Source organism: Spirosoma luteum DSM 19990, assembly GCF_000374065.1.
GTDB lineage: Bacteria > Bacteroidota > Bacteroidia > Cytophagales > Spirosomataceae > Spirosoma > Spirosoma luteum.
Map to the genome: position 1 here is coordinate 67,656 of NZ_KB893264.1, position 12,628 is coordinate 80,283.

Below are 12,628 nucleotides of genomic sequence, written 5' to 3' on the forward strand. Positions count from 1 at the left end.
CACTTTAGTTCACCACCGTTATCGTTTGCCCCGACCGGCCTGCTTTGTTGAATACTTTTAATTTGATGGTACCCGTGGCGGCAATCGGTTCTGTATATATCGGGCTGCTTGCCGTGGGTTCAGTGCCGTCCGTTGTGTAATGGATGGCACTGCCGGGGAGCTGAACATTGGCCGCCAGTTTGCCCGACGTTACTTTGGCACCCGCCGTGGGGATGCGGTACTGGAAGCCGCCCGCATACGTATCCAGCCGGGGTAATTCCCGTTCCGACAGCGTATGGAGAAACTCAGACCAGGCTTTGTTGTACAGTTGGTCGCTTTTGGCGGTGTTAGTCTCGGTAGACCAGGCGGGGTCTTTGGCCCAGGCCCGTTCGGCTACGGCCAGTAATTTGGGCAACAGTTTATACTCCAGTTGGTCGGGACTCAATATCTTTTCCGACCAGAGTGGCGCTTCAATGCCCACTATGTTTGCCCGGCCCGCTGCTGTTAGTGGTTCCCGGCTTTTAATGGCGGATGCCGGGAAGAGTTTGCCGGTTTTGTCATCCTTGAAATTGCGCAGGTAATCGAACGGGATGAAATAGAATGGCTTGTCGATGTCTACGTAGCCACCCCAGTACTGACCGGGTTCCTCAGACGAGGTATTATAAGCTAAATCCAGATACAGGTGCGTAACGGGTGTCAGAATTACCTTGTACCCCGCGTTGGCCAGTCGATAGGCGAGGTCTTCGGCACCGGACCCCGGGCTGTTTTGCCAGACGTTTACGTGGAAATTCTTACCGGCAAATACCGGGTTCGGTACCCATATCGACCGACCGTTTTTCAGGGCTTTTGTCAATCCGATTTCTTCCCAGCCCGACAGATACAAGCCACGGCTTTTGAGAGCCTTATCCAGTTTGCCGAAGTAGTACTCCCACAAATCCTGCGTTGTTTTGATGGATGCATTACCGGCCATCAACTTCTGCGCGGAAGGTGACTTTTCCCATACTCCTTTCGGCACTTCATCGCCCCCGTAATGAATCGTATTCAAAGGCGCACCCGCTTCTTTATACATGGCCCGCAAATCGTCGGCTACGCGCTCCATAAAGGCATAAACCGAAGGCAGCGACACGTCGATCACGTTATCATTCCAGCCCTGTACCGACTGGTAAGTGGATTTGTCGGTTAGGTCGCGGAGCAGGTATTTTTCGGCTTCGGCTTTGTTGCCCGTTTTCATCAGTCGCTCATAACGGGCGTCCATCGCCCGCAGGGCGGCCCGGGCGTGGCCGGGCGATTCAATTTCAGGAATCACTTTTATGTGCCGTTCGTTGGCGTACCGGAGTATTTCCACAAAGTCGGCTTTGCTGTAAAAACCGGTGCCGGATGTGTTGCTCGCCGATGGTCCGGAGCCGTAGGACGGTACGATGCTTTCTTTCTGATTGGCCGAATACGCCCGTTTGCTGCCTACGGAGGTCAGTTCGGGTAGGGAAGGTATTTCTACCCGCCAGCCTTCATCGTCGCTGAAGTGCAGGTGCAGGGTATTGAATTTGTACAGCGCCAGCAAATCCAGCACCTTCAGTACTTCCGATTTGGGCTGGAAATTCCGGGCTACATCCATCATGAAGGCACGGTACGGAAACCGGGGTGCATCTTTAACGACCAAACCCGGCAGGCTCACCGACCCCGATTTTGCCGCATCCAGCGGCATCAGCGTTTGCAGCGACTGAATGCCGTAAAACAGCCCTGCTCCATCCGAAGCAGACAGCGTAATACCATCCTGATTGATCTGTAACTCGTACCCTTCCGGAGCCATACCCGCTTTTTTGCGAAGCGAGATGCTTTTTCCCGCAGCCTGCGCCCTAATGGATGGCTTTGTGCCCACTACCGTAGCCAGCGCGTTGGCCAGTACCTCCGCTTCGGCGGTAAAGGCTTTATCTGCTACAACAACAACCTGCTTATCCAGCACGAAAGGTTGCCCGGTTTCCTGATACGAAACGGGCGTTGGGAAAATTTTCGGCCCTTTATCAGCCGGGATTGACTGAATCGAGGCATTCTGGTCGTATATTTTTTCGGCCAGTTGCTGGTCCGATTTATCAAACGTATTCCCCTTGCTTACCGTCATTGCCACCGGGAAAGCCTGTTCCGGATTGGTATCGAACACCAGGTAAAATCCAATAGGAAAGTCGGTAAGGTTGCGAATGTGCCGGTCCTGAATGGTTATCGTTGCCGACTGTCCGGGGGCTATCGCTTTAAACGCCGGGCCAGGTTTGAGGGAGTAAAAATCACCATTTACCGGCGTTACGCGGACTACATTCGGGTCAATGCTGGTTGCCGATCCACTGTTGAAATACAATGTCCAGCCGCTGGCGGGTAAGGGGTCATTGCCCGTATTGGTCAGCGTCATGGCCAGTCGGGAGCGGCCGGTATTGTCGGCCAGTGCCAGGGTGATGGTGAGGGGCTTAGTGGTAGTTTCGGTCGCTGATGTACTTGTCGTTGCCTTCGTATCCGACGTATTTTGGGCGCAACTGGCGAATGATAACAGGCTCAGGAATAGCAGACCCGTGAACGGAATAGTCATAAAAAGGAAAAAAGCTTCGTTGAAATAAGTACGATTTATGAAGTGGGATGATTTTATCATGACGTTTTTAATCATTCTAACCGGTCCGCCGGTTAGAATGATTAAAAACGTCATAAAATTCACCGTTATAACATCCCCCGCTTTAACTCGCTAACGGCATGATTGGCAGCCCGCGCCGTGATAGCCATGAACGTAAGTGACGGGTTTTGAGTGGAGGTAGAGGTCATGCAGGCTCCATCCGTCACGAACACGTTTTTGCAGGCATGCAGTTGGTTCCACTTGTTGAGCAATGACGTTTTAGGGTCTTTACCCATCCGGACCCCGCCCATTTCGTGAATATCCAGGCCCGGTGCCTTGTCGGGTTTATCATGGGTCTGGATATTGATAAATCCGGCTCCGGTCAGCATTTCGGTCATCTGCTCGTGGAAGTCCACAATCATCTTCTCGTCATTATCGTCGTACCCCACCGATATGTTCAACTGCGGAATACCCCAGGGGTCTTTCAGCGTTTTGTCCAGCATCACGTAGTTGGTTTCTTTGGGGATGGTTTCGCCCATCATATGAGAGCCTACCCGCCAGTTGCCGTATTTGGGCTGCATCAGACTGGCTTTCAAGTCCGCACCCATGCCTGCTGTATCGACCTGGCTGGTGCGGCTACCGCTGAAACCGGCTGCGTAGCCGCGCAGGAAGTTGGTTTCCTGTTTCTGTACGTTACGGAACCGGGGAATATAGCTGCCATTGGGCCGGATACCATCGGTCGTTTTATCGAGAAATCCTTCGTACTCGGCCGAAATGCCGGTGCGAAAATTGTGGAACGCTACGTATTTACCCAACAGGCCGTTGTCATTGCCCAGCCCACGTGGAAATCGGGCCGACGTGGAATTCAGCAAAATCAGGTTGCTGTTCAGGCAGGCTGCGTTGACGAATATAACGCGGGCGTAATACTCGGTCATCTGGCTGGTGCGCGCGTCAATGATCCGCACGCCGGATGCCTTCCCTTTCTTGTCGTCAAAAATAATTGAATGCACAACCGAATCGGGCTGTAGGGTCATTTTACCGGTTTTGGCGGCCCAGGGCAATGTGCTGGCATTGCTGCTGAAATACCCGCCGTAGGGGCAGCCCCGCTGGCACAGGTCGCGGTTCTGGCATTGAGCCCGGCCTTGCTGGTAGTGAATTGGCTGTGGCTTGGTCAGGTGCGCACAACGACCGATAATAACGGGCCGCTGACCCTGGTACCGCTTTGCCATCTGGTCGGAGAAGTGCTTTTCCACGCAGGATTGCTCGTGCGGGGGCAGGAACTCGCCGTCGGGTAGCTGGGCCAGGCCGTCTTTGTTGCCCGATATACCGGCAAACTTCTCCACGTACGAGTACCAGGGGGCAATATCGGCATACCCGATGGGCCACTCCACAGCAAACCCGTCGCGGGCGGGGCCGTCAAAATCGTACTGCGACCAGCGTTGGGTTCCCCGCGCCCACATCAGCGATTTGCCCCCTACCTGATACCCCCGAATCCAGTCGAAGGGTTTTTCCTGTACGTAAGGATGTTCGGCATCTTTCACGAAAAAGTGCTGGGCATCCTCCCGGTTGGCGTAGCAGCGGCTGGCAATGGGGTTGGCGTCCCGGTACTCTTTGGAAAGCTGACCCGCATGGGCAAACTCCCAGGGCGGCATCATCGTGGTCGGATAATCCGTAATGTGTTTTACGTCGCGGCCCCGCTCCAGCACCAGGGTGCGTAAACCTTTGCCGGTCAGTTCTTTAGCCGCCCAGCCACCGCTGATGCCGGAGCCAATAACGATAGCGTCGAATGTACGGTCTTTAACAGAATCTATGTTTAAATAAGCCATGTGTTCAGGAGATACAAAAAGATAAATGAAAACTACCGACTACCATTAACGGCTACTTCGGGAACCTCTACGCAGCCGTGGTAATAGCCCGGAGCCATAACGTACTTTTTCACGTTCACCAGGTAAGGCTCGGAGTTGGTGTACCCCTGAATGGTGAGTCCTTTTATCAAATCGACAAAGGCTTTACCAGCCCGGTCGGTGTTGGTGGTCAGGGTGGTCAGGATGGCCATTCGTTGCGCGGCATCACAGGCGGCAAAGGGCTTGCCAGCGGTTTTTTGAGCACTATCTTCCGTCAGAGCCAGGCCTCGTTGCAGCGTTTCCTGAGCGGGCGGGCCGTAGCAATCCTGAATCATCCGCATAGCAAACTGATGAACACCAAGCGCTTTGGCGCCCGGTGAATCCACGCCGGAGGTATTCGTTGCCGGAATGAACGTTTCTACAATTTCGGCCAGCAGGGCTTCTTCGGCAGGGGGGAGGGTAGAAACGGATTTCAGGGAGTCGGCCGTCCAGCCGGAGGCCCAGGTCGGCAGACTCATCAGGCCACCGAAGCCAACGGCCAGGCTTTGTAATACAGTTCGTCGTTGCATAAAATGGAATAAATAAACCCTGCGTTCGGGTATGGCAGGTATGATACTAAACAGTTTTTTCCTAAGAAACGGTCAATTGTATCGCAACATTATACTACGGAGTACATAATGCCCACTACGTTAACGTAGCGTAAATTACGTAATTTTAGCCTCAATTTGCTCACAACCCTGCGCGAACCCACCGGATTATAGACGGAGGATGATTCGCTCAAACCCGGTTTGGCATCTGGTTACTTCTTTATACATGAAACAGAATATCGTTAAAACCCGGCTCAAAAATAGCCAGCCCGTGCTGGGAGTTCTATCCAATAGTGCCGACCCCACCGTTGCCGAAATCTGCGGTTTGTCGGGCCTTGATTTTTACATGATCGATGGCGAACACAGCCCGGTCACTACCGCTCAGGTACAGGATATTGTGCGCGCCTGCGACGTGGCCGGCATTACTCCCCTGGCCCGCGTTCGGAGCAACGACCCCAAACTCATTTTGCAGTTTCTGGATGCCGGAGTGATGGGTATCATGATGCCGGGTGTGCGGACGGTAGCCGAGGCCGAAGCCCTGGTAAAAGCCGTGAAATACCCACCCCTGGGTGAGCGGGGCTTCGGACCGGTGCGGGCCAATGACTACCTGCTGGGAAGCATGAACCAGGGCGAAGCCGTTGAATTTGCCAACGAGCAAACGCTGGTGTTACCCCAGATTGAGGATACCGAAGCCATTGCCAATCTGGACGATTTACTACAGGTTGAAGGCATTGATGGTTTTGTAATCGGACCGCGCGACCTGGCCATGAGCATGGGCTATTACGACGGACCCGGCCACGACGAGGTGAAACGTACCATTGCGGGTGTTGTCGAAAAAATCAGAAAAGCCGGTCTCATTGCGGGTACTACAGCCGCCACCGGCGATCAGGCGAGGGCGTTGATTGATCGGGGCGTTTTGTTCTGCCTGAACTCCTTTGCTGGTCTACTCAAATCAGCGGCCGGTGATTTCATGAAAGGCAGGAGCTAAGGGCGTATGATTACCACCCTGTATGTACTGGAAAACAGCGCGATTGGTTCTGACAAACAGTGGAACGAGCCACCCATTGGTGGTTTACGGGTGCCCGATTCCGTTTTTCAGCTACTGCGCCAGTTTGCCTTCGACAATGAACAGGCTGATGGGTTGCTGGCCTTTTCGGTACAAAAGGGGCGGGAGCTGGTTAAACTGCGGAACTACGTCGGGCTACTGCCGCTGACTAATCGAACGCAGCTTGAAATTCTGCCTAAAGTGGGGCAACCCGATGAAGCCCGCCCTTTGTTGCTCAACATGTTGCGGTGCCTGCGCCGAAGCCCTTGTCGAATGCTTCCGGCCGCCTATACGCAGGCGAATCGGTTACCATTGTGGGAAACCTTCATCACTGCTTTTCTGGATTCGGTAGAACCATTGGTGCAGCAGGGAATTCAGCGGGCCTACGTAACGGTTGAGAGCAACGAGCGATTCTGGAAGGGGAAATTTCAGTATGTGCGGCAGCAGCGGGAGAATGCCTGGCACGCCGAACGACTGGCCGTTCGGTACGAAATCCTGACCGCCGATGTAGCCGCCAACCGCATCCTGAAAACAACGCTGGCGTACCTCGCCAGCGCAACAATGAACCCGCAAATCCAGAGCCGCATCAGCCAATTGACCTGGGCTATGGACGACGTACCCCTGTCCGATTCGATACCGGACGATTGGCGGATTGCGCGCCGGTCAGGTCCGTTATTCAGGCGGTATGAGCAGGCACTCCGCTGGGCCGAAGCGCTGCTGCACGGGCGGGGTTTTGGCATTCGAACGGGACCGCAGCCAAGTACGGCCCTGCTGTTTCCGATGGAACGGGTTTTTGAGGATTACGTAGCGTATGGTATTAAAGCCTACTGGCCCGATGCCGATGAGGTGCGGGTTCAGGAATCGTCGGCGCATCTGGTAGATGAACACGTAGGTACGCCCAAGTTTCGGCTTCGTCCCGACATTGTAATCCGGCAGAACGACCGGACGCTGGTATTCGACACAAAATGGAAAACTATACGCGGGCGTGAGTCGAGCACCGGGGCCGACCCCGGCACATACGGCATCGAACAGGCGGATTTGTATCAGCTATACGCTTATGGCAAAAAATACGCTGCCAGCGATTTATTCCTGATCTACCCCGCCAACGAAACCTTCCGTCGGCCACTGGCTGTGTTTGATTACGATGCCACCACCCGATTGCACGTTGTGCCCTTTGATGTAACCAATTCACTGGCGCATGAAGTAGAAAGACTCACGAGATACGCTTTACCGTTCCAAACACCCCCGTAACCTCATGCCCCTAATTCTAACCTTAACCGGTATTCTGGTCCTCGTTGTTCTGGTTGCCTTTGTCCATCTCGATACCTTTATTTCCTTCGTAATCGTCGCCCTTGGCATTGGTCTTGCCGCGGGTATGAACGTAGTGGATGTGGGTAAGTCCATCCAGACGGGCATTGGTGGTACCCTCGGTGAGTTAGTCCTGATTATAGGCTTTGGTGCTATGCTGGGCCGGTTAGTAGCCGAAAGCGGGGCCGCCCGACGCATCACCAACGTGCTGATTGGCTGGTTCGGTATCAAAAATATCCGCTGGGGATTGGCCGTAGCAGGCTTTGTAATCGGTATTCCGTTGTTTTATAATGCGGGATTCATCATCGTTGTGCCACTGATTTTTACCATTGCGGCTTCGTCCGGGCTTCCGATCATGTCGGTAGCTGTGCCCATGCTGGCATCCCTGTCCGTAGCGCACGGCTACCTGCCTCCGCATCCATCACCATCGGCCGTGGCGGGTCAGCTCAACGCCAATATCGGTCAAACGCTCATTTACGGTATCATTGTCGCTATTCCGGCCATCATTATTGCCGGGCCGATCTTTGGCCAGACGCTCACAAAGATAAAGGCGACACCCAACAGGGAATTGTTTAACATTCGCGAAGTTCCCGATCATAACTTGCCGGGGGCGGGTATCAGTTTCTTCGTCGCCTTACTGCCCGTATTGTTGCTCACTACCTTCGGCCCATTGAAAAGTGCCATGCCCGATGACTCTTTCCTCAAAACGGTTATTACGCTAATGGCCGAACCGTATATTGGGATGCTGTTGTCAGTACTGGTCGCTATTTACGCGCTAGGTATCCGGCAGGGGCAAAACCTGAAAGCAATCACCAAAGACCTGGAAGAAGCCGTTAAGGCCATCGCCCCCATTTTGCTGGTTATTGCCGGTGCTGGTGCGCTGAAGCAGGTATTCAGTGACAGTGGTACCAGCAAATACATCGGTAGCCTGTTGGCCGATGCCGCCATACCTCCGCTGATCCTGGCCTGGGGTATTGCCGCCTTTATCCGGGTCTGCGTGGGATCGGCAACGGTAGCGGGTCTGACAACGGTGGGCATTATCCTGCCCCTGATTCAGTCGCAGGCGATCAAACCCGAGTTGATGGTGCTGGCCATTGGCTCCGGAAGCCTTATGTTCTCCCACATCAATGACGGAGGATTCTGGCTTTTCAAAGAGTACTTCAACCTGACCATCGGGCAAACCATTCGAACCTGGTCAGTGATGGAGACAATTGTGTCCATTGTCGGGCTGATTGGTGTTCTTTTGTTGAATATGGTTGTATAAGTGCTTGTTTTATAGTTGTTTGGCTTTTGTTGTGTTTTGTTTATTCGAACTATAAACATCAAAGAAGTTACCTCCTGCCCCATCAGGTTACTCCGTTCATTCGGGCGAAGGCAATCTTTACTTCTTCGGCTCCCGCTTTTGCCATTGCTTCACTGAACCCAAAGGTTATTTCGGTCTTACCAGCCTTCATCTGCTCAAATACGGCGGCAATAAAATCGGCCACCGGGGGAGCCGCGTCATGTAACCCCTTGCCACCCAGATCCGTATTCAGGGCGGGCGGAATCAGTTCGATAACCTCAATATTCTTGGGCTTCAGCAATTCCCGCAACGACAGCGTAAAGGAGTGGAAGAATGCTTTGGTAGCCGAATAAACGGGGACTTTCGTGAGGGGAACGAACGATAAACCGGACGTGACGTTGAGGATGGTTGTCAGCGACGGTAACTGGACGAACAGGGACGTCAGGTGAAGCGGAGCCTGCACATTGATGGTCAGTTCAGTTTGTGCCCGGTCAAAAAAATCAGCGTCCGTCACGGTCATCCATTGCTGAATTCCGGCATTGTTGACCAGTACATTGAGGTCGGGATGCTCTGCTGCAATCCAGTTAAACAACGCTTCGCGCTCGGTCGCTTCCGATAAATCACACACGCGCGTAATCACCGATGGGTACTTATCCGTTAACTCGTGCAGTACCGATTCGCGTCGGCCACAAACCAGCACCGTATTATTTTCCTGTAAAAACCGTTCTGTCAGCCCCAGGCCAATGCCGGATGCGCCCCCGGTTATCAGAATTTTATTGTTCGAGGTATTCATGGTTGATTGGGTCGGCCCGCCTTTGAGGAGGGGACTGGATTAGTACAAAAAGGACGGGTAAAAGTTTAAACAGGCCACCCTGAATTTTAGGAGCAGCAAGTCGTTCCGGCTTGTATGGGCGGGCAGGCTACCGTTCCGTAACTGCAATACACGCAGCAATGGCCGGGTAATGGTTTCAATATCGCCCGACACTGGGAGCACTCGTAAAAATAAACGCAGGCATCCGTCGGCATGAGGTCTGTTTGCCGATGACCACAATGGGGACAGGTTAGTTGTGCGTTGAGGGTAACGGTCTTCCCCTGATAGACCCCATACGTATTATGAATTTCGCTCATAGTGTTTGGCAGGATAAACGCAATGCCGGTACACTGTAGTACAACGGTAAAAGTAGTCTTTTACCAAGTATCCACCACCTGCTGACTGCTTTTAGCGATATGACTCAAATTTCTCGTCTTCTGCTCGTGCTGTTAACAGCCGGTTTGCTTGCCATGAGCGCGGCAAAACCAACCCGTGTCATCTTTTTTGGTGACTCCATTACCCAGGCGGGTGTGAATCCTGGTGGCTACATTGACCGCCTGAAAAAAATGATGCCTGCCGACCAGTACGAACTGATTGGTGCCGGTATCGGCGGCAACAAAATCTACGATTTATTCCTGCGAATGGACGACGACGTGCTGGCCAAACAGCCCGATGTGGTGGTTATCTGGGTAGGGGTGAATGATGTTTGGCACAAAGCCACATCGGGCACGGGTACAGACCCCGATAAGTTCGTGAAGTTTTACGAAGCCGTTGTGAAAAAACTACAGGCGGCCAACATCCGCGTGGTCCTTTGTACGCCCGCAGCCATTGGCGAAAAAACCGATATGACCAACCAGCAGGATGGCGACCTGAACCAATATAGCCAGTTTGTCCGGGACATTGCCAAACGGCAGAACCTCCCGCTGGTCGACCTGCGTAAAGCGTTTCAGGAGCACGATCTTCAACATAATACGGACAACAAAGACCGGGGTATTTTAACCACCGACCGGGTTCATCTGAATGATACGGGCAACCAGTTTGTAGCCGAGCAGATGCAGAAAGTGCTCACGGCGGGAAAATAGATTTCTTATCCATCAAAACCAGAAACGACCTGCTTCAACAAGCAGGTCGTTTCTGGTTTTAACCGGTTATAAGACGAAGCGACTTAGTTCGACTTCAGGACGCGGATGGTTTGGTTCTGCGTTGGCGTGCTGGCCCGTAGTAGTAAGATACCCGCTGGCAAGTGACCTACCTCAAACTGAACCTTCTGGTTCGAAAGGGCCTGCTCCGTAGTGAATTGGTTCACCCGCTGACCCTGCTCATCGGTCAATACCAGATTCAGTGCGCTACCGGCTGCACCCGTTACCACAACGTCAATACGGTTGCTCACCGGGTTACCCAATACCTGAATATGCAAGCCCGAAACCGGCTCTCCACTCACCCGCGCACTGGGCGCAGATGGGGTACAGGCTGCCAGCCAGTTGTAAGCAAACGTGCTGCTCACTCCGCTCTGCACTGCACTCAGGGTAATAGTCGGGTTGTCGGTGTACAGGTTTAGCGTGTAAGGCCCCGGATTGGTGGTGGGCAGCATCTCATTGACCACCGAGAAACTCACCGGTGTTCCATCCAGACCCGCGTACCGGGGATTGAACGTTACCCGACGCTCACCCGCCGAGATTACCTGACAATTGACCGTCGTTACGCCCGTGATACTGAAGGTGCCCGTTGGGGGTGGGGGTGTACCGGCGGCCGGATTGACCGTGATGGTGAAGCTGGTGCTGGCACTCATACTCCCCGGATCAGTCGCCGTCACCGTTACCGTCGAAACACCCGACATCGAAGGCGTACCCGAGATGGTGGAAGGTGCTACGAAGTTCAGCCCCGCTGGCAGGCCCGTCACCGACAGCGTTAACTGATTCGGTGTTTCGGCATCGGTGAATACGTTCGCTAATGACAGCGTATAGCCAACGCCCACCGTGGCCGACTGGGGCGGCACGGGATTGGCTACCGTTGGTGGCGTGTTGGCGGGTGGATTGCTACCCCCACAGGATGCCAGCCAATTATAGGCAAAGCTGTTGGAAACCCCACTCTGCACCGCATTCAGGGTGATAACCGGATTGTCGGTATACAGATTCAGCGTGTAGGGGCCGGGGTTGGTGGTGGGCGCCATTTCGTTGACGACGGAGAAGCTCACCGGACTACCATTCAGACCCGCGTATCGTGGGTTGAACGTTACCTGACGCAGTCCCACCGACAGGGTTGCACAACTTACTGTCGTCACACCCGTGATACTGAAGGTGCCCGTTGGGGGTGGGGGTGTACCGGCTGCTGGATTCACCGTGATGGTGAAGCTGGTGCTGGCACTCATACTGCCCGGATCAGTCGCTGTGACGGTTACCGTCGAGACACCCGACATCGAAGGCGTGCCCGAGATGGTGGAAGGTGCCACGAAGTTCAGCCCCGCGGGCAGGCCCGTTACCGACAGCACCAGGCTGTTGGGTGTCTCGGCATCGGTGAACACATTAGCCAGCGACAGGGTGTACCCGATACCCACCGTGGCCGACTGGGGTGGCACGGGATTGGCTACCGTAGGCGGGGTGTTGCCCGTCGAGGAGCTACAGGCCGACAGCCAGTTGTAGGCAAACTGGGTGGTGGCCCCGCTCTGGGTAGCACTCAGGGTAATCACCGAATTGTCGGTATACAGATTCAAGGTGTAGGGGCCCGGATTAGTCGTCGGCAGCATTTCATTGACGACCGAGAAGCTTACTGGTGTTCCATTCAGACCCGCGTAGCGGGGGTTGAAGGTGACCCGGCGCAGCCCGGCCGAGATGACCTCACAGCTTACTGTAGTAACCCCGGTAATGCTGAAGGTTGCCGTTGGGGGTGGCGTGCCAGCCGGACTCACCGTGATGGTAAAGCTGGTGCTGGCCGACAGGCTCCCCGGATCGGTGGCCGTTACGGTTACCGTCGAGACACCCGACATCGAAGGCGTACCCGAAATGACGCGGGTATTGGCATCAAAACTCAGCCCGTTGGCGGGGTTGATGCTGGCAGTATAGGTCAGGCCGTTGGGCGTCTCGGCATCGATGAAGGCGTTGACCGTGTAGGAGAAGGCCTGCCCAACGGTCGCCGTTTGGTTGGCATTGCTGGTAGCCACCGGAGCGGTGTTGGCCGGTGGAGCC

10 protein-coding genes are annotated in these 12,628 nt (G+C 54.3%); 4 read left to right on the forward strand and 6 right to left on the reverse strand.

Annotated features, from left to right (window positions below):
* Window positions 1–4 precede the first annotated feature (4 nt).
* The 3 genes from B156_RS0117040 to B156_RS0117050 form a co-directional block, all read right to left on the reverse strand.
* Window positions 5–2,551, reverse strand: a complete 2,547-nt coding sequence (locus tag B156_RS0117040) for a family 20 glycosylhydrolase (RefSeq protein WP_040585862.1) — start codon at window positions 2,549–2,551, stop codon at window positions 5–7.
* Window positions 2,552–2,676: 125 nt separating this feature from the next.
* The gene (locus B156_RS0117045) at window positions 2,677–4,395 is read right to left on the reverse strand and encodes a GMC oxidoreductase (RefSeq protein ID WP_018620974.1); all 1,719 of its coding nucleotides are present in this window, start codon (window positions 4,393–4,395) and stop codon (window positions 2,677–2,679) included.
* A gap of 32 nt (window positions 4,396–4,427) precedes the next feature.
* Window positions 4,428–4,982, reverse strand: a complete 555-nt coding sequence (locus B156_RS0117050; protein ID WP_018620975.1) for a gluconate 2-dehydrogenase subunit 3 family protein — start codon at window positions 4,980–4,982, stop codon at window positions 4,428–4,430.
* Window positions 4,983–5,226: 244 nt separating this feature from the next.
* Here B156_RS0117050 and B156_RS0117055 point away from each other — a divergent pair, with 244 nt between their 5' ends.
* The 3 genes from B156_RS0117055 to B156_RS0117065 are packed head-to-tail and all read left to right on the forward strand — an operon-like array spanning window position 5,227 to window position 8,617.
* Window positions 5,227–5,988, forward strand: coding sequence for an HpcH/HpaI aldolase family protein (locus B156_RS0117055; RefSeq protein WP_018620976.1), 762 nt, complete (start codon window positions 5,227–5,229; stop codon window positions 5,986–5,988).
* Window positions 5,989–5,994: 6 nt separating this feature from the next.
* Window positions 5,995–7,296, forward strand: a complete 1,302-nt coding sequence (locus B156_RS0117060; protein WP_018620977.1) for an McrC family protein — start codon at window positions 5,995–5,997, stop codon at window positions 7,294–7,296.
* Between the two features lie 4 nt (window positions 7,297–7,300).
* Entirely contained in the window at window positions 7,301–8,617 is a 1,317-nt protein-coding gene (locus B156_RS0117065; protein ID WP_018620978.1) for a gluconate:H+ symporter, read from the forward strand.
* An 82-nt stretch (window positions 8,618–8,699) separates the two neighbouring features.
* Here the strand turns inward: B156_RS0117065 and B156_RS0117070 are convergent, their stop codons facing one another.
* The gene (locus B156_RS0117070) at window positions 8,700–9,428 is read right to left on the reverse strand and encodes an SDR family oxidoreductase (protein ID WP_018620979.1); all 729 of its coding nucleotides are present in this window, start codon (window positions 9,426–9,428) and stop codon (window positions 8,700–8,702) included.
* A gap of 86 nt (window positions 9,429–9,514) precedes the next feature.
* Window positions 9,515–9,763, reverse strand: a complete 249-nt coding sequence (locus B156_RS30905; protein WP_084757777.1) for a GDCCVxC domain-containing (seleno)protein — start codon at window positions 9,761–9,763, stop codon at window positions 9,515–9,517.
* 99 nt (window positions 9,764–9,862) lie between these two features.
* On the opposite strand from B156_RS30905, the gene B156_RS0117075 reads away from it, so the two are divergent.
* Window positions 9,863–10,528, forward strand: coding sequence for an SGNH/GDSL hydrolase family protein (locus tag B156_RS0117075; protein ID WP_018620980.1), 666 nt, complete (start codon window positions 9,863–9,865; stop codon window positions 10,526–10,528).
* 83 nt (window positions 10,529–10,611) lie between these two features.
* Here B156_RS0117075 and B156_RS29340 read toward each other — a convergent pair.
* A partial coding sequence (locus tag B156_RS29340) for a putative Ig domain-containing protein (protein ID WP_018620981.1) occupies window positions 10,612–12,628 on the reverse strand: 2,017 nt, incomplete at its 5' end.